The following is a 21,017-nucleotide window of genomic DNA, read 5'->3' on the forward strand; positions in this document are numbered from 1 at the left end:
ACCCTTAAAACAAATGAAACGAGGCATTAAAATAAAACAACACGATATAACTGACTGCGGAGCAGCCTGTCTGGCTTCAGTTTCAGTACACTATGGATTAAACCTCCCGATTTCAAGGATTCGCCAATATGCCAGTACCGATAAAAAAGGGACAAATGTATTGGGAATGATAGAAGCGGCTGAAAAACTCGGATATCAGGCAAAAGGAGTCAGAGGTACCTTTGAAAGTCTTGAAAAAATCCCGAAGCCGGCAATTGCCCATATTATTGTCAAAGAAGTACTACATCATTTTGTGGTAATTTATGATGTAACAGACAAATATGTTGTGGTAATGGATCCGGGAGACGGCTGTATCCATAAGAAAACGCATGAGGAGTTTAAAAAGGAGTGGACGGGCGTATTGATTTTGTTACTGCCTGACGAACAGATGTTTAAGAAAGGGGACGAGAAAGTTTCTGTATTGAGAAGGTTCTGGTTTCTGATCAACCCGCATAAAACAATCATGGTCCAGGCACTTTTCGGTGCGGCACTTTATACTATTCTCGGACTTTCAACGTCAATCTATATCCAAAAAATTACGGATCATGTTTTGATAGAAGGAAATAAAAATCTGCTGAATCTGTTAAGCGTTACCATGGTATTATTGCTGTTGTTCCAGCTTTTTATAGGTTCACTGAAAACCATATTTGCGCTTAAGACCGGTCAGAAGATTGATGCCCAGCTGATTTTAGGCTATTATAAGCATTTGATGAAATTACCTCAGCAGTTTTTCGATACCATGCGTGTCGGGGAAATTATCTCAAGGGTAAACGATGCGGTGAAAATCCGGATATTTATCAATGATGTGGCGCTGAATCTGGTAGTGAATTTATTTGTAATCATCTTCTCATTCGGACTGATGTTTACCTACTATTGGAAACTGGCATTGATGATGCTTTCCGTTATTCCGATGTATGGTATTGTTTATTATATTGCCAACCGGATTAACCGAAAACAACAGCGGAAATTAATGGAGAACTCTGCTGATCTGGAAACCCAGCTGGTTGAATCACTGACAAATGCTGCGACGATCAAACGTTTCGGGGTTGAACCTTATGCCAATCTTAAAACTGAAACCAGATTTGTTTCTTTACTGAAAACAATTTATACTGCCAGTATCAATGGTCTGTACACAAATAATGCTACAGATGCCATTTCTAAGCTGCTGACTATTATCTTGTTGTGGGTAGGTTCTGCCCTGGTTATTGATAATGAACTGACTCCGGGAGAACTTTTATCTTTTTATTCCTTAATCGGATATTTTACGGGTCCGGCAAGCAGCCTTATTTCTATGAATAAAACCGTTCAGGATGCCTTGATCGCAGCAGACAGGTTGTTTGAAATCATGGATCTGGAGCGCGAAGAAGTGGAAAACAAATTCGTAATTGAGAAAGATATGGTAGATGATATCCATTTCAAAAACGTCTCTTTCAGATATGGTTCTAGGGTAAGTGTTTTTAGTGATTTAACCCTCGATTTACCAAAAGGAAAAATAACAGCTGTAGTAGGGGAGAGTGGTTCCGGAAAATCAACACTGATGTCTCTGCTTCAGAATTTATACAAGTTACAATCCGGTACAATACATATTGGTTCATTCGATATTAAGCACATCCAAAATGAAAGTCTGAGGAAAATTGTGAGTGTAGTGCCGCAGCAAACAGATCTTTTTGCAGGAAGTATTATCGAAAATATTGCCCTGGGTGAGCATGATCCTGATATGAAAAGAATCGTCGGAATTTGCCAGATGCTCGGAATTACTGAATTTGTTGAGAAAATTCCCGGAGGGTTTGGCGCTTATGTCGGAGAAAACGGAGCGAATTTATCAGGGGGACAAAAGCAAAGAATCGCTATTGCCAGAGCTTTGTACCGGAATCCGGAAATTCTGATCCTTGATGAAGCTACCGCTTCCCTGGATTCCGTTTCTGAGCAATATGTACAAAGAACTATCCAGACCTTAAGACAGTTAAACAAAACAATCATTATCATTGCACATCGTTTAAGTACGATTCGTAATGCGGATAAAATTGTAGTATTAAAAGACGGGAAATTGGTTGAAGAAGGAACCCACGAAGAACTGATCCGATATCCCGAAGGAAACTACAACAAACTGTGGAGACAACAGTTTGGTATGGAAGAAACAGCACAGCCTTATTCAATGGCTGCCTGAGTTTGATTGTATGAAATTTTTGAAAAATCCCGGACTAATATGCAGCTAGTAATTGAAAACCTTTCCAAGACTTACGCAAATGGCGTAAAGGCTCTTAACGGAATAAACTTATCGATAAATAAAGGACTATTTGGCCTTTTGGGACCTAACGGAGCAGGGAAATCATCTCTGATGCGAACCATTGCTACTTTGCAGGAACCGGATTCAGGGAGTATTTATCTCGGAAATATTGATGCGTTAAAACAAAAAGAGGAAATCAGAAAGGTTCTGGGCTATTTGCCTCAGGAGTTCGGGGTTTATCCTAAAATCGATGCGGAACTGATGCTGGATCATTTAGCAGTACTGAAAGGAATTGCCAACAGAAAAGAAAGAAAAGAGGTGGTGGAAGCGCTTCTTCATAAAACCAATCTTTGGGAGGTACGAAACAAAAATATCAGCGGTTATTCCGGAGGGATGAAACAACGTTTCGGGATTGCTCAGGCATTACTGGCAAACCCGAAGCTAATTATCGTTGATGAGCCGACAGCAGGATTGGATCCGGCAGAAAGGAATCGTTTTCTGAACTTGCTGAGCGAATTGGGAGAAGATACAATTGTAATCCTTTCAACGCATATTGTAGAAGATGTGAAGGAACTTTGCCAGGATATGGCGATTATCAACCGGGGAACGGTTATGTATAAAGGGAGTCCGGATACTGCCATTGATACACTTTCCGGAAGAATCTGGAAAAAGAGAATAAGGAAAAAAGAACTTGATGATTACCGGAAATTATTCAGGGTAATCTCAGAAAGAATGATTGCCGGAGAGCCGGTCATTCATGTACTGGCAGATACCCCGCCTTCCGGTTTCAGCAATATTGAAGCTTCTTTGGAAGATGTTTATTTTTCAAGAATTCTTGCTTAGTTTCCTAAATTCCTGATTAGCTATGTGGTTTGAAATAATGAAATTTGAGTTCCGATACAGAAAAAAACGCCCTGCCGTTTATCTGTATTTCCTCACAGCAGTGCTGGTGGGCTTTACACTCGTCACAACAGATGCGATTAAGTATTTTGGAACAGGCGGACAAATTAAGGAAAATGCCAGTCTGGTTATTTTCAAGCTTGAAGCCATTCTGAGTTATATATTAGGCATATTTATTACTTCCGCTATCATGGGTGTAGCGGTTATCCGTGATTTTGAACACCGGACAGAAGCCATTTTCTTTACTACACCTATTTCTAAATTTGATTACCTTTTTGGCAGATTTGCAGGTTCATTCATCATCCTGATTCTGATTCTCACAGGTATTCCCCTGGGATTAATGATCGGAGAGTTTATGCCCTGGAGAGAATCTGATCGTTTGCAGGCGTTTTCAATATTCCGGTATTGGTCACCGTATTTTAAAATAGTAATTCCCAATGGCTTTATTTTAGCCTCAGTATTTTTCGCATCAGGAGCATTAAGCCGAAAAATGCTGGTGATTTTTGTGCAGGGAATTGCCTTTTTTCTGCTGTATCAGATATCGAATACCTTGTTTGGGCAACTGGATAATAAAGAGCTGGCAGCACTCCTGGATCCGCTTGGCATAAAAGCCATGAGTTATGAAACCCGGTATTGGTCGATTGTTCAACAAAATACCGGAAATGTAACCTATTCCGGATATTTTCTGAAAAACCGCCTGCTATGGACCGCTGTTTCAGTTGGGATTTTGATACTGACCTATTATACTTTCAAACTTTCGCAGGTTCTTAATCCTATTGTGAAAAAGAAAACAGGAACCGCAGGTAAGCATAAGGAATATGCAGATAACGGAATACCGGAGGTGCATCCGGTTTTTAACCGGATCTCGGGACTGAGGAGTTTACAGACGATGACCTTTTTCTATTTCAGAATTATAATAAAAGACCTGCCGTTCAGAGCCTTGTGTATTTGCGGGCTGGCATGGTTTGTTTACAGTGCCACATCTGTGAAAGGCTGGTATGGAACCAGTATAATTCCCGGGACTTCTGTTATGATTAATGCTTCGGCGATTCTGACAGGTTTCTTTTCATACATCATCATGGTAATTTATTGCGGAGATCTTATCTGGAAAGAAAGAGATGTGAGAATCAACCTTATTAAAGATGCAACACCTTCATCTTCAGGAATAAGCCTTCTTGGGAAATACTTTGCTCTGGTTCTTGCTTTCTGTTCCTTATATGTCTCAGTAATATTTACAGGGGTCTTTTTGCAGGCAGTACAGGGGAATTATCAGTTTGAATGGATTTTATATATTAAGTCACTCGGCTTTGGATTATTGAGTCTGATGCTTTGGATGTTACTTGGATTTTTTGTCCATACAATTGTCAATAATAAATTTGCGGGACACGGTATTATGATAGCATTTTTTATCATTCTTACACTTTTTGAACTGATAGGGATTCATCATAAACTTCTTACCTTCGACTCGGCGTCTTTGACAGAATATTCGGAAATGAACGGATTCGGACATTCTGTGATTTCTTTCAGCTGGCTGAACCTTTACTGGCTGTCATTTGCATTGATTCTGTTCGGATTGGCAGCACTACTGGCAGTAAGGGGTTCGGAAGAATTATTAAGCCGGAGAATTAAGGTAGGGAATGACCAGTTGTCAAGACCTTTTATTGTTTTTTTCCTGGCGGCATTAATCTTATTTGTTTCGAGCGGATTCTATATTTATTACAATACAAATGTGCTGAATAAATATGAAAGCGGTGAACAGCAGAATGAAACTCAGGCAAATTTCGAGAAAAAACTGAAAGGTTTTGAGAAACTGAATCAACCGAAAATTACGAATGTAAAACTCAATGTTGAACTATATCCGAAAAGCCGTCAGTTTAGTGCGGAAGGTTTTTTTATCCTGAGGAATAAGAGTAAAAAGCCTATAGATCAGATACATATTCAGTGTTTTCCTTCAGATGATATGACGCCTGAATATATGAAACTAAGTCAGGCTTCAAAACTCGATAGCCGCTTCGTGAAGGATTTTCACTATTATATTTATCATTTAGCCCGGCCATTGTTACCGGATGACAGCCTGAAGTTTAGTTTCAGTCTGAAATATGATACAAAAGGATTCCGGAATGATAAAGGAGATATGAGGGTTGTTTATAACGGGACGTTCCTCGATCAGAATTATCTGCCGACTTTGGGATATAACGAAGAATATGAGCTCAGTACAGACGATGATCGTAAAAAATATGGATTGAAGCCTAAGGAAAGAATGATGGTTCGGGAAAATCCAATCGGGAAATCGAGAAGTTATACGACAGATGATGCCGATCTGATCAACTTTGAAATGACAATCGGAACAGAAGCGGATCAGACCGCTTTAGCGCCTGGTTATTTACAGAAAACCCGGGAAAAAGACGGGAGAAAGTATTTTACTTATAAAATGGATACCCCGATAAAGTATTTTTACTCCATTGTTTCGGGGAAGTATGAGGTTAAAAAAGAAGTTTATAAAGGTATAAGCCTGGAAATATATCATCATCCTGATCATACGTATAATATAGAACGTATGATGAACGCTATGAAGGATGCACTGGATTATTATCAGCAGGCTTTCGGGCCTTATCAGCACCGGCAACTGCGTATTATGGAATTTCCACGATATCTGGGTTTTGCACAGTCTTTTGCCAATACAATTCCTTTTGGAGAAAATATGGGCTTTGTCATGAAAATTGATGATCAGAAAGATATTGATATGCCCTATTTTGTTACTGCACATGAAATAGCGCATCAATGGTGGGGGCATCAGGTTACCGGAGCGGATGTCAGAGGTGCTGCCATGCTCTCAGAATCTTTGGCAGAATACAGCGCTTTAATGTTAATGGGAAAGCACTATCCTAAAGAAAAAATGCAGGAATTTCTAAAATATGAGCTGGATGATTATCTGAGCGGAAGGGCCAATGAACATAAAAAAGAAATGCCTCTGGACCTGGTGGAAGGGCAATCTTATATTCATTACAACAAAGGATCGCATGTGCTTTATGCTTTGCAGGATTATATAGGTGAGAAGAAACTAAACTCTGCGCTGATGAATTTTCTACAGAAGTGGAATAATTTAAAGGTTGATAAATCAGGAATTTATCCCACCACGGCCGATCTTACCAGGGAGCTAAGGGCTGTGACACCGGATACGCTTCAATATCTGATAACGGATTTTATTGAAAACATTACGCTTTATGAAAACAAAGTAGATGAAGCGAATGTGATTCAAAGGAAGGGAGGTTTTGAAGTGGATTTAAAAGCAACCTTCAGTAAAATAAGAGCTGATAGTGTCGGGAATGAGAAACCCCTGAAAGCATCGGAATGGGTGTGGGTCGGGCTATATGGCAAACCTGCAAAAGACGGAAAAGATCAACTGATTTATTACCGCAGACACCGGGTAAATACCGGAAGTAACTCGCTGAAAATCTTTGTAAAAGAGGAGCCTTTAAAAGCAGGTATCGATCCTCTGAACATTCTGATTGACAGACACACTATTGATAACCTGAAGCTAACAGAAAAAATGCAATAACCTCTCAAGGTTCGCTGTATTTATCAAGATATTCCTTTGTGACGAACCTTCGTTCCAAAGAAGAATGCCGATTTATTTATTTTTTCAACTTTAAACCTTTTAAAAACATGCAGAATTCATTGAAAAACAATGTAGAATTAACTGAATTGTCTAATGCAGAACTGATTGAAAACCAGGGTGGCGGAGCGATAGGTAATGCCTGTCATACCATTGGTAACGTTATTGACTCGTTCCGTGGAGATAGCTCTAACTGGCATCTTGCAGGAGATGTATTTAATGCATTAGGGCTATAATAGAATACCGCCGTATGTATGATTGCCCCGGCGCAGGAACTCGAATCCTGCGCTTTTTTATTGCCTGGAAGTCCTGAGACTCTTTGGGATTTAAATGCTAAAAACAATCTGGTTCGGAGTGAAATCCTGACGTTCATTTTCTCATAAAAAGGGCTGTAATTCAGGAGGCTATTAATGGAGTCTGGCTGGCTTCAGAGTCTCTGCAAATCCTTTTAAAATTACAGAAAGAACCGGGTATGAATTCAGGAGAAAAATGAAAATTTCAGGGTATTTTCAGATCCTGTTTCCGCTAAAATACAACACATGCGTCAGGGTATATTTCTGAAGAAAAACAGTATTAAAAATCGGGAAAACCATCAGAATTCACTATTAAATAGTAGTAATTAACTATAAAATACCCCGGAATTTGATGAATCTATACTATTGAAATCGCCCTTCTGAATATGCTAAATTTGTAATGTCAATAAGATAAACGGGGTACCGAAATCTGAATGACAAAAACCTCAAAAAACACATAAACCTTTAACCTTTTAACAAAACATGGAAATGACTAAAAATCTCAACCTGGAAAACTTGGGTGTTCTTGAACTGAACGCTAATGAAATGAAAGAGCAAAACGGTGGTCTTTGGATCGAACTTGCCGGATTAGCACTGGCAGTTGTAGCTTTCTGCTACTCAGTTGGAAAAGACGCTGCTGAAAGTGACAGAAGAAACGCTAAATAAGCTCAGTAAAAAGACATCATTTATTCACAACTAAAAAAACTTAAAGACATGGATAACATTACATTAAAATCAGTAAATTTAGAAGAAATCTCTTTTGCAGAAGCAACTCAGATTAATGGTGGTCAAACCCCGTCTACAAAAACAATCGTTACTGCTATCGTAGTAGGCGTAGTTTTCGGACCAATTGGCGAGTTAGCATTCTGGGGAGGATATCTTGTTAATTCTTAAAAATCAAAGAAAATGGCACGGGGAAAATCTTTAATCACAGGAACAGCGGGTTTTGTAATTTTAGTTATTGCCATAACTACTTCGAATGAGTATATAAAGTATGGTCTGCTGACTTTTGCCGGGGCAATATTTTTATACGAGATTTTGTCAGATTTAGGTGTAATTAAATTTAAAGACCGCAGATAAGGTTTGCAGATCTCTGCTGACTGGCAGGGCAATCTTATCTTACCCTTTAAATTTCCCCCGGATTATTTCTTTTTTTAAATAGTAGTTTCAGTAATAAACTACAGCTCTTATTGGTTAGCCCCAAAGCCCTGGTAACTTCAGGGCTTTTTTTTGTTCCTGCCCGGACATCTCTTTTTAAGACTTTGCTTCCCCCGCATATGCACCTGTAAGATTATTGAAGTCCTGGACGATGTCCGGATTTGAGAGATCTCACATCTTTATGTCTCTTCTCTTTTGTCCGGAGTTCAGCAACTTTACAGATACCAAAGGTTTTCTTCACAGAATATGTTACCCGAAAGCCGATTTTTTTACCGGAGATTTGCAAAGGATTTTTTAGAATTCAGGCCATGAAAATTTGATTAAAAAGAGTCAGAATCCTGAATATTCACTATAAAATAGTAGTAATCACCTACAAAATACCTGAATTTTTGATGAATCCATACTATTGAAATCGCCCCTCTCAATGTGCTAAATTTGTAATGTCAATAAGATAAACGAGGCCTCGAAATCTAAAGGACAATAACAATCAATAAAAAAACATAAACCTTTAAACTTTAAACAAAACATGGAAATGACTAAAAATTTCAACTTCGAAAATTCAGAATTAACAGCATTGGATTCAAAAGAAATGATCTCAATCGACGGAGGATACTCTTGGGAAGAATTCAAACAAGACGTAAAAGATTTCTTCAAAGGAGTTAACGACGGTCTTGCCAGATAATAATTACAAACTCAAATCTATTTTATAAACTTTTAAACTAACAAAAAATGGAAAATTTAACTTATTCAGAATTAGTAGAAATCACAGGTGGTAGCTCAACAACTTATAGCTGGGGAAAAGCAGTAGGTGAATTTATCAAAGGCTTCCTTGATGCATTCTGATCAATAAATCAGTAACAGATCTTTACAAATAACTAATACTTTTTTTAACCTTTAAATCAAAAAACAACGATGAACACAACTTATTCTCTTGACTTGGCTAATTTCAATGTAAGTGCAATTTCTGCTTCTGAAATGGAAGTAATCTCAGGTGGTATCACTGCTTATGAAGCAGGTTACTATGCAGGAAAAGCTGTAATTGCAATCTGTACTGTTGCTGCATTATTCTTGTAGTACCAGCCATATGATGCAGGGAAACTTTCTTAAGTCTCCCTGCATCAACTTAAAGAGAATGAATAAACCTCGTTGATAAACCAGATTAACAACATGCAAGTTTCTAGAATTTCATCGCTATTACAGATTTTGGGAGTATTGTCTGTAATGTTTTTTATCGCAACGGTTTTTATGAATGATTTAAAGGTATATGAAAAATTGTCGTTAGGATTATTGTTTACCTGTCTCTCACTCAGAAGCTGGATAAAAGTGCAGACATCATCTGATAAATGGGAGTTCCTTAAAGCGGTTTGCTATAGTTTGATTGCTCTCGCAACAATTATAAAATTCAGTAATATTTTGTAGTAAATGAACTTCCTGAAAGGAAAAAAGACCTCTGAAACTATGAATGATAACCAACAAAATATGGCCGTTGTAAAAGATATGCAAATGAAATTAGCTGAAATTCAGGCGGGTATTTCGGTTTTTGCACAATCTGAAAACGGAGAAGTTAAAATTACCATCAACGGTAAAAGACAAATCCAGAACCTGGAAATAGAAAATAATTTATTTATCAGGAAAGAACTTCTTCAGAACTATATACTGACAGCAACAAATCATGCGATAGAAAAAGTTGACGCTCGTCTCGAAGAAGTAAAGCAAACCTTTCTGGCTAACTTTTTAAGCCAGCAGGCGCAGTAAAAACGCCGCATCAGCTATCCGATTCCTGAACCAATCGTATTAACAGAAGTCTGAAGACAGGCAAGCTACGCAATACCTTGCCTGTCTTTTGACATGTCAGGATTAGTGGAAAAGGCTTTACGTCCCTACAAAAGAGGTATTGGTGTATTTTTTTTCGAAGAACTGCCCGGACAGCATACTTTTATTCAAAATAGGCAGGCCATGGTCGTGTCTGTCCTGAAGTTCCACCATAATCTTAATCATATAAATGCCTCTAAATCTTTTTAACGATAAACCTTTAAACAATTTAACCTCACAAACATGAACAAGCATCAAAATGCCCTGCAAAGAAAGCCCGGACAAACACAACAGGAATGGATGTCTGAATTGGCTAAAATTGACAATCTGAATGAAATAAACCCTGAAATCGCACGCAAGCTTTATGCTGGTGGTGTTATTGAAAAAAACGGAACTATTATCGCAGGAGGAATTTTACCTCAGCCTCCGATTAAACTTCCTGATTTACTGCTGTTGGCATAATTCACCTGATCATAAATCTCCGGAATGATGAAAATCTCTGAAATTCAACAACTCTCAGAATCCTTTCAGGCGCTTACGCCTGAACAGAAGATGCTTTTGAAAGAAAGTTTCATGAAATCTCTTGCTGAAATTGACAATCTCGGGGAAATGGATGAGGAGACTTCCCGTCAGATTAAAGGAGGAACAGATTTGACAAAGTGGTTTTTAGGGTTTTTCCTTAATTCAAACCAGGCATAATTCCTGCAATCCTTCAACCGGAATACTTTCATACTAAGACGGGCCTGTGGTCCGTCTTTTTTATGTTCTCCGGGAACGTTTAATATACTCCGAACAGGCAATTATGTATCTACTTAAGGGGTATTGGTGTATATTTTTTTTATTCAGAGGGGAAGAAAGATAAATTTGATATGTAATTAAAAATCAGATCATTAAATGATTTTCGGTTGCAAAACTCTAAACCTCTTTAAGAAATGGATTTATTGCCGGAAGGTTTTTGTCAGAATATGTATAAAGGCCTTTCCGGCAAATATTAAATCCTGAAGACTGTATTTCAAAACAATAATTATTTAACCTCAAATCTAACAACAAATGGAAATCTCAAAAATCCAGCAGATGTCGGAAGCTATGAAAGGCCTGACTTCCGAAGAAAAAACAATTGCTCAACAGGAGTTGATGAAAGCTCTTGCCAAGGTTGATAACCTTGGAGAACTTAACGAAGACACAGTTTTGAAGATTGCCGGCGGACTTAGCTCTCAGCCAATCGGAAAAATCATCGATGTGGTTGTCGGATATATCAAACCTCCGGTTGATCCTTTCGAATTGTCTTAATTCTAATCAATGCTAACAAGCCCTTAAATCCATCTCATTATGAGCACTCAAAAATCTGCCTCAGACGCATTACTTTGCCCAAGTTACGTAGCTAAACCAGGAGCTTCACTCTTTGGAATTGTTCAGGAAGACGGAAAAGTTGAATACCTTCCGGAACCGATTCCTATCGACAAAACCTTTGTAGAAGAAGCTGCCAAAGGCAGACCGGCTGAAGAACGCTTTCGATTCACAGGCAATTGTGCCAAAGGAGGATGCCATCAATGGGATGGACATCAGTGCGGGCTTGTTGGCAAGATTGTAAAAGCGCTTGACAGAAGCCTGGAGGGAAGTCTTCAACCTTGCCCTATCCGGGAAAGATGCCGGTGGTTTGCCCAGCAAGGAGCACAGGCCTGTGCAAATTGTAATGAAATCATTAGAAATATTGAAATGAAACTGGTTGAAACCATCTGAAATCCGGTGTACACATTAAAAACCTCAATAAACCTTATAAAAACATGAAAAGAAGAATCTTACTTATGATAGCGCTGGTAAGCGGGGCTTTCATATGGGCCTGTAAGGATGGTAGTCAGGATATTGTCCCGCAGTCATCAAATTCCGGCTCTTCTTCAGACCATCAGCTGCTGGATGGAGATAATCAGGTTGGAAAAAATCCTGTCGTCGTACCTGTCCAGCCTGTGAAAAATCCGACACCGGGTGTTATGAATCCTGTCATTAAAACTGAAGGAGAAGAAAAACATTAACAGAAGTAAGGGCATCTGACTTCATTCGAAAAGATGCCCTTTTTGAATCTCTAATCTATCCGCGCTATGTTCAGGAAATTACTTTTACTTCTTCTTTTGAATGGCAATGTATTTATCATTCAAGCTCAGACAATGACGGCTCTGGTTGCCTCAGGTAAGCCTGCCCGAAAATACAACAGCAAGCTTTCCTTACAGGATTGTATAGAAATTGCCTGGGCAAATAATCTTCAGATTAAGCAAAGCCAGTTGCAGCTTGAAACAGGAATTGTTAACCTGAATCAGGCAAAAGCTAATCGGCTTCCAACGGTCAATGCTACAGTAAATCAGGGGTTTAATTCCGGAAGAAGTATTGATCCTTATACAAATGCTTTTGTAGATCAGCAGATTACATCAAATAATTTTGGGATCAATTCAAGCTTTACGATTTTCAGCGGGTATCAGCTTCAGAATGGTATCAGACAAAGTCAGTTAAATCTTGAAGCAGCCAGATTAGATATTCACGCCTCAAGAGATCAGATTGCCTTAAACATTACCCTGGCCTTTTTACAGGTTTTAAGCAATCAGGATTTATTGGATGTATCGCTTACACAAAGAGAATTGACTGGTATTCAGATTGTTAAAGCAGAGCAATTGGTGCAAAATGGTATTATTCCCTATAAAAATGTTCTTGACCTCAAAGCCCAGCTTTCGGACGATGAGCTGAATATCGTAAATGCAGGAATTAACCTCAAATCTGCGAAACTTTCACTGAGCCAGCTGATGAACCTTAACGATGATGAAGAGCTGTTGCTGGAAAGAATTGAGGCAGTTGAAACACCTTCAGCGAATCCTGATATTGTTTCAAAAGATATTTTTTCTCTGGCAAAAGAAATCAGACCGGAAGTAAAGGCCGCAGAAATGCGTATTAAAAGTGCAGAAATCAGCCGTGAAATAGCGAAAGGATCGAAATACCCGGTTGTTACACTCAACTTCGGATTAGGGACTCAGTATTCAAGTGCAGCACCCGGAGAACGCTTTGTGAAAGACGGGTCGGTCACCTATATCGAAAAGCCTTCAGATGATGCCTATGTACTGACAAATGGGGTGAAATCTCCGGTTTATATCAAACAGGCGATTGAGGGCGGGGAAATGCAGAAGTTCAAATACTTCGACCAGCTCGGTACAAACTTCAACAGAGGAATTGTCCTGAATATCAAAATCCCCATTTTTAACGGGTATTCTGCCAGGAATCGTATAGCGAAAAGCGTTATTGAAAAAAAGCAGGCGGAATGTCAGGCAGAAAATGTTAAACAACAGCTCCGGCAGAATATAGAACAGGCATATAACAACTACAATGCTTCTCTGCAAAAGGTATCAGCCCTGGAAAACCAGGTCCGATCACTGGAAGAAGCTTTTAGGGTAGCAGAATACAGCTTCAACTTAGGCAAAATCAGTTCTGTAGATTACAATCTGGCAAAAACCCAGCTTGACAAAGCCAGATATAACCGGATTCAGGCTAAATATGAAAGGGTCTTCAGACTTAAAATTCTCAGTTTCTATCAGAATAAAAACACAGACTTTTAACATTTCAGAACAATAAACTATAAAACCAACCGGCAATCCTGGAATGAAAGGAGGAAACTTCTTTGATTCTCAGGATTGCTGCGTATTTTTTTCCGGAGAATTATCAAAAAAATAGTCCGGTTCTCTATTACTAAGGGAACCGGACTATTCTGACTAACGAAGCTAATCTTCAGAAACCAGATCCATCCATAGATTTTATGGCGTTTTCTATGCTTTCAAGTTCATCCTGAGAAGCCGGAAAAAAAACATCATCTTCAAACCAGACTTCGTCAGAATCGTTATCCCAATTTTTGATTTCAATTACCTGTTTCATGTTTTAAGTGTTTAGAGTTTATGATTAATTATAAATCTAAATTACTATATGTCAGGTAATTACAAATAAATCTACACCAAAACACAAAAAGTAGGTACCAAACTATTTTTTGCCACCCATAACCTTGGCATTCAGGGCATCGAAAAAGGGATTCCGGTAACTTTCCCCTAACGGAACAGCTCCTTTAACTTCATGAAGGAAGATTTGATTGCCATCAATCATCTTAATCTTGTCCAGTGAAATAATGTATGATTTATGAACCCTCATAAAACTGTCTGACGGCAGTCTTTCTTCAAGGTCTTTCATGTTCATCAGAGTGATAACACGCTCTTCTTTGGTATAAATAGAGATATAGTTTTTTAAGCCCTCTACAAAAGCAATGTCCTTCACATTAACTTTGATGAATTTTCCTTTGTTTTCGGTCTTAATCAGCAAAAAATCTTCTTCTTTCGACTTCTCATGTGTAATCGCCGGACCTTCACCGCTGGTTGAATTCATAGCCTTCTGAACAGCTCTCAGAAAGCGGTCGTAAGAAATAGGTTTGGTAAGGTAATCAATTGCTTCGAGGTCAAAGGCATCTACAGCATGATCAGAATAAGCAGTGGTAAAAATAACTTTGGTTTTGCCTTTCACCAGTTTTGCGACATTAAGTCCTGAGATCTGAGGCATATGAATATCCAGAAATAATACATCAACAGATTGTTTTTGCAGTATTCCAATCGCATCTATAGGATTTGTAGTGGCAATAACCAATTCAAGAAAGGGGGTTTGCTCTATAAAAGTAGTCAGAACTTCAAGTGCGCTTTGCTCATCATCAACAACAATACATCTCATTATATCTTTATCCTTAAGTTTACAGTATAAAACAAATCAGTTTCATCAATTTCTAGGTGGTAGCCATCATTACCGTAGCCCAAATTTAGACGATTGATTGTGTTTTGCAAACCTATTCCTGTAGATTTTTCCTTAGGACCGTTCCTTTTCTTATTATGAGTGAAGAAAAGTAAACCCTGGTTATTTACTTTCATATCTATTACAGCCGGATTTTCAATGTCCTGTAAATCACCGTGTTTTATGATATTTTCAACAAAGGTTATCAAAACCAGAGGCATGATAGTCCGGAATGCCAGCATGCCATCTTTATTAAATCGTATAAACAAGGTGTTGTTATACCTTAACTGGTTCAGTTTAATGAAATTTTCCAGGTGCTGTACTTCCTTATCCAGCATTACTTTACCGTTTCCGTCTTCCTCTTTTAAAGCATATTTCATCATTTCTACCAGCACGAGAATGCCTTCGGCGGCTTCCCTGGAGTGGGATAACACTTTTGCATAGAAGAAGTTGAGCGTATTGTAAAGAAAATGCGGGTTAATCTGAGACCGCAGAAAAGCCAGTTGTGCCTGATTCCGTTCATATTCCAGCCGTTTTAACTCCTGCTCATTTTCAAGCAGCTGATGTTCCTGAGAAAGTACCTTTTGGGTTTTTTCCAGAATTTCCTGGTTTTTAAGCAAAATTTCCTGGGTATGAAAAAGCTCAGATTCAATCAGGATCCGTTTCTCGGTTTCCAGTAATCTCTGGTCTTTTTCGGCCTGAATGGCTTTCAGGGCATAAAAATACCCCAGCCCATAGCCGGAATAAAGAATCGTATTCCAGATATTGGCAGCAACATACTTGTTAATATCAGCTGAAAAGACATCCGCAACCTGGATTCCGGCACAAGGGAAAATTATTTTTTCAAATCCGTATTTTATGCCGGAGAAGGCGGCAATCAGGGCAAGCAATCCTATAAAAACTGAAACATATTTTTTGGGTTTGAGGAAATGCTGAAAAATATAGAAGCTGGCATAAAAAATGAAAGCATCCAGCACTGAGTTCAGCAGGAAGCTGTAAATGTCAAAGACCTTTCCCTTGGTTACGTAAAAAACAATACTTTGCTGATAGATGGAATAAATGACCCAGATAATCAGGTGACGTAGGAAAACAGGATGATTTTTAGTCCATAAGTTTAGACCTGATGAAGAATCAGTTGTTTGTAGATTTGGCATGCTAAATAAGTTATAGTGTTGTTTATCAGTGCTTTAAGTAGAATTGTCTTTATGAATAACCAGATTCAATGTATCAGCATAACTATTGGTTGATTTTGGCGATTATCCATACAAAGTTACCCGGATGTTATATCAATTCGGCGGTTTGGTGTATTAGAATTTTCCTTTTAATTTTTGTAAGCCACCTTTGGAATGTAAATAAATTACAGAAACAGAAAATTATATCAACCTCTATCTAATCCCTGAATACTATGAGAAATTTACTTACAACTAAGCCTTTGCAAGTTAAAAAAACAACCATTTCAAGATTTGAAAGAAACTCACGATCATTTGAAAATCCTACGACTATTTTTACCTGCTTTAGATAAGATAATAAAATTGCCTCTGAACCAAATTAATGAATGAGTACTGTCAGCCTGAGAATAGCTCTTTAACCAAAAAATGCTTAGCCTCTAATCCAAATTAATAAATACTTCAGGCTGACTTTTATCTTTTTGAATGACAATTTAGGAAAAAACGGATAACGAAACCCGCAAACATGATGATACACCAAGGACAAAGTAAAGAATCGCAGTCGCTGTTCATTGCGGATAGTAACCAGATTTTATGTGAAACACTGAGAGAAAGCCTGCAACACCGGAAATTCATTGTCAGTGGTTTTGCCATTGACGGGAGAGAGGCGATTAATCAAATCAGGAGACTTTCTCCGACTGCCAGTATTATCAGTTCCGACCTTGCTTTTTTCGATGGTCTTGAAATTGCCCGTTCAGCAGCCAGAGAAGAATTAGATACCCTGGTAATTCTGATTACAGAATCGCAGGAAGCGGTCAGACAGTTGATGATGGCGCAGATTCAGGTAGCAGGACATTTGCATAAAGGTTTTGCACTCAGTGAGTTATTTTACTGTATCCAGGAAATTTTGTCTGGGAGACAATATATTTCCCCGCAATTAAACAGTATGCTGATGAGCCTCGAAGATGAAGAAGTGAAAGAATACACGCCTACAATCAAATTATTGAAAAGTCTGACAAACAGAGAAAAAGAAGTGCTTAAAGCAATTGCCAAATCTTATACCACACCCAAAATCGCAGATATGTTTTATATCAGTGCTGCCACAGTGAATAATCACCGGGCAAATATTATGGAAAAGCTGAATATTAAAGGTCGTAATCAATTGATTTCTATTGCCCTGACGCTTAAACCTTTTTTAGAGCAGGCAGCATAAAATTCTTTGTAAAGTATAATTGATATTGTAAATTTTTGTACCCAAAACCAAAACTTCTCAACAATAGCCCACTACAACTTATTTCATGAAGGAAAAGGCTAAAGATTATATAAACCAGATCAATGAGATTCTTGAAAACTCCTCTTGCCAATCAGCTGGTCTGATGGAAGGAAAATCAGGTTTATCATTGTATTATTATGTGCTGTATCGTGTTTTCAGAGAAGAGTGCTACGCGCAGAAAAGTATTACGTTGTTTAATCAGGCTTGTGCAGATCCGGAGGAGATAACAATGTCAGATTCCTTGAGTTATTCTTTGGGTTTTGGGAAAGCAGGATTGAATGATCTTGCAAATTATTATAAGAAAGAAGCGTTTTTTGAGGTAAGCGAAGGGCCTGATTCCAATGAAATATTACTGTTAAAAGCAAAAGAGCTGATTCAGCAGCATAATTTCGATTATTTGAAAGGCTCAATCGGAATCATGCATTATTTCCTGAGAAGAAACCCTGATGAGGAAGCCAGAAGTTATGTGAAATTGCTGATCGATGAGCTTTTGAAAGAGGCCGGAGAAAACAACTGGGGAATTTATTTCGAAAGCGGAGACAGAGATCCCAATTGTAAAATTTGCTTTGGTTTAATTCATGGCATGGCCGGAATACTCATTGTGCTGGTAAAAGCCTATCATTATGGTGCGGAGACAGAAGCCCTGAAAGAGCTGATTCTGAAAACCGCTAATTTTATTATGAGTTATCGTCAGGGAGTGGATATTCTGGAGGGGAAATATAGCTTCTTCCCCAAATATATTGACTCAGACGGCAAACCCCATTTCAATAGCCGGCTGGCCTGGAGTGATGGTGATCTTGGTGTAGCTTTTACGTTGTATAAAGTCAATGAAATCCTTAAAAGCCAGAGTATTGCCCAGATGGCTGAATTTACCGGATTAAATACAATCATGACTTTCAAAAATGTATTGAACAGATTCAATTACAGAGACATTGCTACTAAAATTACTGATTCTAACTTTAAAAACGGTACGGCCGGAGTGGCTCATTTATACAGAAAGCTTTATGAAATGAGCGGAAACAGAAATTACCGGGAAAGTTATGAATACTGGATAGGAGAGACGCTTGACTATTTATCCGTAGAATTACCGAATGGGCATTATAAAGACAAGGAAACAAGTTTATTGGAAGGGCTTCCGGGAATCGGGTTAACCTTACTCTCATATATCTCTGAAGAAGAACTGAATTGGGGAGAAATACTATTGTTATAAAAAATCTGAATAATTAGTTTGGGAAAAATCGCAAAGGGAAGGTTCAATGAGCCTGACTTTTGTTTTTTTCGGCCTTTCTCATTTTAAACCTTCCCGTTTAGTAAGTTAGTTTATTTCTCAGATCCCGCTGGCGGCGGATTACCCCATTCAGGATTAGGTTTGCTGTTCATTTCCAGTTCCAAAATCCCGCCTTTCATAATCTGCTCATGCGTGAGATATGCCTTCGGGTATGGTTTGCCGTTAAATCTGGCTGAAAAGATATAAGGCTTTTTGTCAGAATTGCCTTTTGCTTTGATAATGAACTGTTTACCGCCTGATACAGAAATAACAGTTTCCTCAAAAACCGGACTTCCGATTATGTAATAAGGTGTTCCTGGACAAACAGGATAGAACCCGGCCATACTGAATACCAGCCAGGCAGACATCTGTCCGCCATCTTCATTACCACTAAGTCCTCCCGGACCGGAATTATACTCTTCTCTGATAATTTTTCGGACTCTTTCCTGCGTTTTCCAGGCTGAATGGGCAAAAGGATACAGGTAAACAATCTGATTATTGGGTTCATTTCCATGCCAGTAATATCCTTTATCAAACAAAGTGTCTAATTTCGAGACAAAATTCTTTTTCCCGCCAACTACTTCGATCAAACCCTGAACATCCTGCGGCACATAAAATGTGTATTGTGCCGGAGAGCCTTCAGTAATAAAACTCGATCGCATGGCAAAAGGATTGAATGGTTCGATCCACCTTCCATCGGCATAACGCCCCCGGGCATAGCCGGTTTTAGGATCAATCACATTCCTGAAATTTTGAGACCGCTTCATCAATACCTCAGAATCTTCGGTTTTTCCCAGTTTTTTAGCAACCTGTGCCAGCACAAAATCATCATACGCATACTCAAGTGTTCTGGAAACCTGCTCTCTTTTGTGGAAAGCCTGCCAGACAGAATCTTCCAAAGGAATGTAATTATATTTCAGATAGGTCGCCAATGCCCTTCTCCCTTTTCCTTCTTCATAACTTTTAGGGTCAGAATTGACTTCAAAGGCATTTTTTTGCATGTATTGATATGCTTTATGAATGTCAATACCTTTGATTCCTTTAATATAGGCATCTCCGATGGCGGCAATTGCATGATCACCAATCATCGCAGCGGTATATTGATTCCAGCAAGGGAAAATAGGCATCCAGCCGCCCTGTTCAGCTTTTTTCACCAGGGATTCCATCATATCCGATGAAATTTTTGGTTCCAGTAAATTATGCAAAGGATGGACGGCTCTGTAAGTATCCCAAAGATTATAGTCTTCATAGTAACTGAAGCCCTTTGCTTTGTAAAAATTCTCATCGTCTGCAAAACCCGGATAGGTTCCGTCTGCATCTGAGAAAACCCTTGGTGTGAGTTTACTGTGATATAGAGCTGAGTAGAAAAGTACTTTGTCGTCTTCGCTGCCTTGTACTTTGATTTTTCCAAGCGCTTTTTTCCAGGCCATTTCAGATTGCGCTTTCACTTTGTCAAAATTCCAATCAGGTATTTCCGTTTCCAGATTTTTTCTGGCACCCTCCAGGCTTGAGAAAGAAGTTCCGACCCTTACTTTGACCATATTTCCGGCAAATTTTACAAAGGCTCCTAAGGACTGTTTTTTACCATCTCCTTTAGACGTCAGACTGTTCCATTTTATATCATTATTCTGCCAGGTTCCTGAAGCCTCAAAAGCTTTATCGAACTGAATGACAAAATAACCACTGAACCCGGCAGGTTTGCCTGATCCCTGATAAATGCGATGAACAGGATTATATCCGACAATTTCCTTTTTTTCAGGATGAATTTCAACAAAACCTTCCCCTTCATCTGAGTTAGGTTCGATAAGAATAAAATTGTCTTTGTTCGTTTGAAATCCGAATTTCAGAATAGAAGCTCTGCAGGTAGCGGTCATTTCAGCTTTAACTTTAGCTTCGGTCAGAGTAACACTATAGTAGGAAGGTCCAGCAATCTCCTGTTTGCGGTTGAAAGAAGAGGCCCGTTCGGTTGGATTTACTTTCAATTTGCCTGATAAGGGCATAATCGTTAGGCTTCCGTAATCCTGTACGCAGCTTCCATTCATCCAGTGCGTCCCTCTGAAACCCTGAATTTTAGTGTCATTGTAATAAAAAGGGGGAATGCATTTCAATTCTGTCGCACGCGTTTGCGGAGTCCAGGTAGTCATTCCCTGCGGAACACCAATAGCCGGCACAATCTGTCCTTTTAGTTCTGAACCCGCTTCGCTATGTTTTTGAGCACTCTCTGTACTGCTCGGTGCGGATCCGATAAATGGATTTACGTATTGCAAGGGTTTCTTCTGTGCAAAGCAAATCTGGGAAAAACAGAGAAAAAATAAGATATACCTCATGATGATAAGAATGATAGATAAATTAAATGCTTATGAATAAAGCCCGGGTTTTCTGACTAAAGAGTAATAAAAACTAAATCTACTATCAAAATGTACATTTTTGACTGAATTAACACGATTTTCATTCAGCCGCTAAAAAAAG

Annotated in this window: 23 protein-coding genes; 19 read left to right on the forward strand and 4 right to left on the reverse strand. The window is 38.7% G+C overall.

Annotated elements, in window-relative coordinates:
• The first annotated feature begins 13 nt into the window (after positions 1-13).
• From BM179_RS12585 to BM179_RS12655, 17 genes are all read left to right on the forward strand, one after another.
• Positions 14-2,206 carry a peptidase domain-containing ABC transporter gene (locus BM179_RS12585; protein WP_092017329.1) on the forward strand — a complete coding sequence of 731 codons (2,193 nt, stop codon included), beginning with the start codon at positions 14-16 and terminating at the stop codon, positions 2,204-2,206.
• Between the two features lie 39 nt (positions 2,207-2,245).
• On the forward strand, positions 2,246-3,109 hold the full coding sequence (locus BM179_RS12590; RefSeq protein WP_092017331.1) for an ABC transporter ATP-binding protein: 864 nt from the start codon (positions 2,246-2,248) through the stop codon (positions 3,107-3,109).
• 37 nt (positions 3,110-3,146) lie between these two features.
• The gene (locus BM179_RS12595) at positions 3,147-6,725 is read left to right on the forward strand and encodes an ABC transporter permease/M1 family aminopeptidase (protein ID WP_177219381.1); all 3,579 of its coding nucleotides are present in this window, start codon (positions 3,147-3,149) and stop codon (positions 6,723-6,725) included.
• A gap of 107 nt (positions 6,726-6,832) precedes the next feature.
• On the forward strand, positions 6,833-7,018 hold the full coding sequence (locus BM179_RS12600; protein ID WP_092017335.1) for a hypothetical protein: 186 nt from the start codon (positions 6,833-6,835) through the stop codon (positions 7,016-7,018).
• Positions 7,019-7,564: 546 nt separating this feature from the next.
• A complete protein-coding gene (locus tag BM179_RS25320; RefSeq protein ID WP_177219382.1) occupies positions 7,565-7,741 on the forward strand; it encodes a hypothetical protein in 177 nt (58 codons plus the stop codon).
• A 48-nt stretch (positions 7,742-7,789) separates the two neighbouring features.
• Positions 7,790-7,969 (forward strand): hypothetical protein, encoded by a 180-nt coding sequence (locus BM179_RS12610; protein ID WP_092017338.1) that lies wholly within the window; start codon positions 7,790-7,792, stop codon positions 7,967-7,969.
• Between the two features lie 12 nt (positions 7,970-7,981).
• Positions 7,982-8,155 (forward strand): hypothetical protein, encoded by a 174-nt coding sequence (locus BM179_RS25325; RefSeq protein WP_177219383.1) that lies wholly within the window; start codon positions 7,982-7,984, stop codon positions 8,153-8,155.
• Between the two features lie 604 nt (positions 8,156-8,759).
• Positions 8,760-8,915 carry a hypothetical protein gene (locus tag BM179_RS25330; protein ID WP_218159214.1) on the forward strand — a complete coding sequence of 52 codons (156 nt, stop codon included), beginning with the start codon at positions 8,760-8,762 and terminating at the stop codon, positions 8,913-8,915.
• A 230-nt stretch (positions 8,916-9,145) separates the two neighbouring features.
• Entirely contained in the window at positions 9,146-9,307 is a 162-nt protein-coding gene (locus tag BM179_RS25335; RefSeq protein ID WP_177219385.1) for a hypothetical protein, read from the forward strand.
• Between the two features lie 93 nt (positions 9,308-9,400).
• Complete coding sequence (locus tag BM179_RS12615; RefSeq protein ID WP_143095218.1) at positions 9,401-9,652, forward strand: hypothetical protein; 252 nt, start codon at positions 9,401-9,403, stop codon at positions 9,650-9,652.
• A 39-nt stretch (positions 9,653-9,691) separates the two neighbouring features.
• Positions 9,692-9,988: a YbaB/EbfC family nucleoid-associated protein gene (locus BM179_RS12620; protein ID WP_177219386.1), complete on the forward strand. Its 297-nt coding sequence runs from the start codon at positions 9,692-9,694 to the stop codon at positions 9,986-9,988.
• 300 nt (positions 9,989-10,288) lie between these two features.
• A complete protein-coding gene (locus BM179_RS12630) occupies positions 10,289-10,507 on the forward strand; it encodes a hypothetical protein (RefSeq protein ID WP_092017345.1) in 219 nt (72 codons plus the stop codon).
• Between the two features lie 24 nt (positions 10,508-10,531).
• Positions 10,532-10,744, forward strand: a complete 213-nt coding sequence (locus tag BM179_RS12635) for a hypothetical protein (RefSeq protein WP_143095219.1) — start codon at positions 10,532-10,534, stop codon at positions 10,742-10,744.
• 351 nt (positions 10,745-11,095) lie between these two features.
• Entirely contained in the window at positions 11,096-11,335 is a 240-nt protein-coding gene (locus tag BM179_RS12640; RefSeq protein ID WP_092017349.1) for a hypothetical protein, read from the forward strand.
• A 39-nt stretch (positions 11,336-11,374) separates the two neighbouring features.
• Positions 11,375-11,785 carry a hypothetical protein gene (locus BM179_RS12645; RefSeq protein ID WP_092017351.1) on the forward strand — a complete coding sequence of 137 codons (411 nt, stop codon included), beginning with the start codon at positions 11,375-11,377 and terminating at the stop codon, positions 11,783-11,785.
• Positions 11,786-11,829: 44 nt separating this feature from the next.
• Positions 11,830-12,075: a hypothetical protein gene (locus tag BM179_RS12650; protein WP_092017352.1), complete on the forward strand. Its 246-nt coding sequence runs from the start codon at positions 11,830-11,832 to the stop codon at positions 12,073-12,075.
• Positions 12,076-12,141: 66 nt separating this feature from the next.
• Positions 12,142-13,638, forward strand: coding sequence for a TolC family protein (locus BM179_RS12655; protein WP_092017353.1), 1,497 nt, complete (start codon positions 12,142-12,144; stop codon positions 13,636-13,638).
• 169 nt (positions 13,639-13,807) lie between these two features.
• Here the strand turns inward: BM179_RS12655 and BM179_RS25340 are convergent, their stop codons facing one another.
• The 3 genes from BM179_RS25340 to BM179_RS12665 all read right to left on the reverse strand — a co-directional run bounded on the left by BM179_RS25340 (position 13,808) and on the right by BM179_RS12665 (position 15,996).
• The gene (locus BM179_RS25340) at positions 13,808-13,951 is read right to left on the reverse strand and encodes a hypothetical protein (RefSeq protein WP_177219387.1); all 144 of its coding nucleotides are present in this window, start codon (positions 13,949-13,951) and stop codon (positions 13,808-13,810) included.
• Positions 13,952-14,053: 102 nt separating this feature from the next.
• Complete coding sequence (locus tag BM179_RS12660) at positions 14,054-14,785, reverse strand: LytR/AlgR family response regulator transcription factor (RefSeq protein WP_092017354.1); 732 nt, start codon at positions 14,783-14,785, stop codon at positions 14,054-14,056.
• The gene (locus BM179_RS12665; RefSeq protein WP_092017356.1) at positions 14,785-15,996 is read right to left on the reverse strand and encodes a sensor histidine kinase; all 1,212 of its coding nucleotides are present in this window, start codon (positions 15,994-15,996) and stop codon (positions 14,785-14,787) included. The genes BM179_RS12660 and BM179_RS12665 overlap by 1 nt, the downstream gene beginning before the upstream one ends.
• Positions 15,997-16,534: 538 nt before the next feature.
• Here BM179_RS12665 and BM179_RS12670 point away from each other — a divergent pair.
• Positions 16,535-17,221 carry a LuxR C-terminal-related transcriptional regulator gene (locus BM179_RS12670; protein ID WP_092017358.1) on the forward strand — a complete coding sequence of 229 codons (687 nt, stop codon included), beginning with the start codon at positions 16,535-16,537 and terminating at the stop codon, positions 17,219-17,221.
• An 85-nt stretch (positions 17,222-17,306) separates the two neighbouring features.
• On the forward strand, positions 17,307-18,491 hold the full coding sequence (locus BM179_RS12675; RefSeq protein WP_092017360.1) for a lanthionine synthetase LanC family protein: 1,185 nt from the start codon (positions 17,307-17,309) through the stop codon (positions 18,489-18,491).
• A 110-nt stretch (positions 18,492-18,601) separates the two neighbouring features.
• Here BM179_RS12675 and BM179_RS12680 read toward each other — a convergent pair whose 3' ends face one another.
• On the reverse strand, positions 18,602-20,875 hold the full coding sequence (locus BM179_RS12680; RefSeq protein ID WP_092017362.1) for a GH92 family glycosyl hydrolase: 2,274 nt from the start codon (positions 20,873-20,875) through the stop codon (positions 18,602-18,604).
• Between the last annotated feature and the right edge of the window lie 142 nt (positions 20,876-21,017).

The organism is Pseudarcicella hirudinis, from assembly GCF_900115665.1.
Taxonomy (GTDB): Bacteria; Bacteroidota; Bacteroidia; order Cytophagales; family Spirosomataceae; genus Pseudarcicella; species Pseudarcicella hirudinis.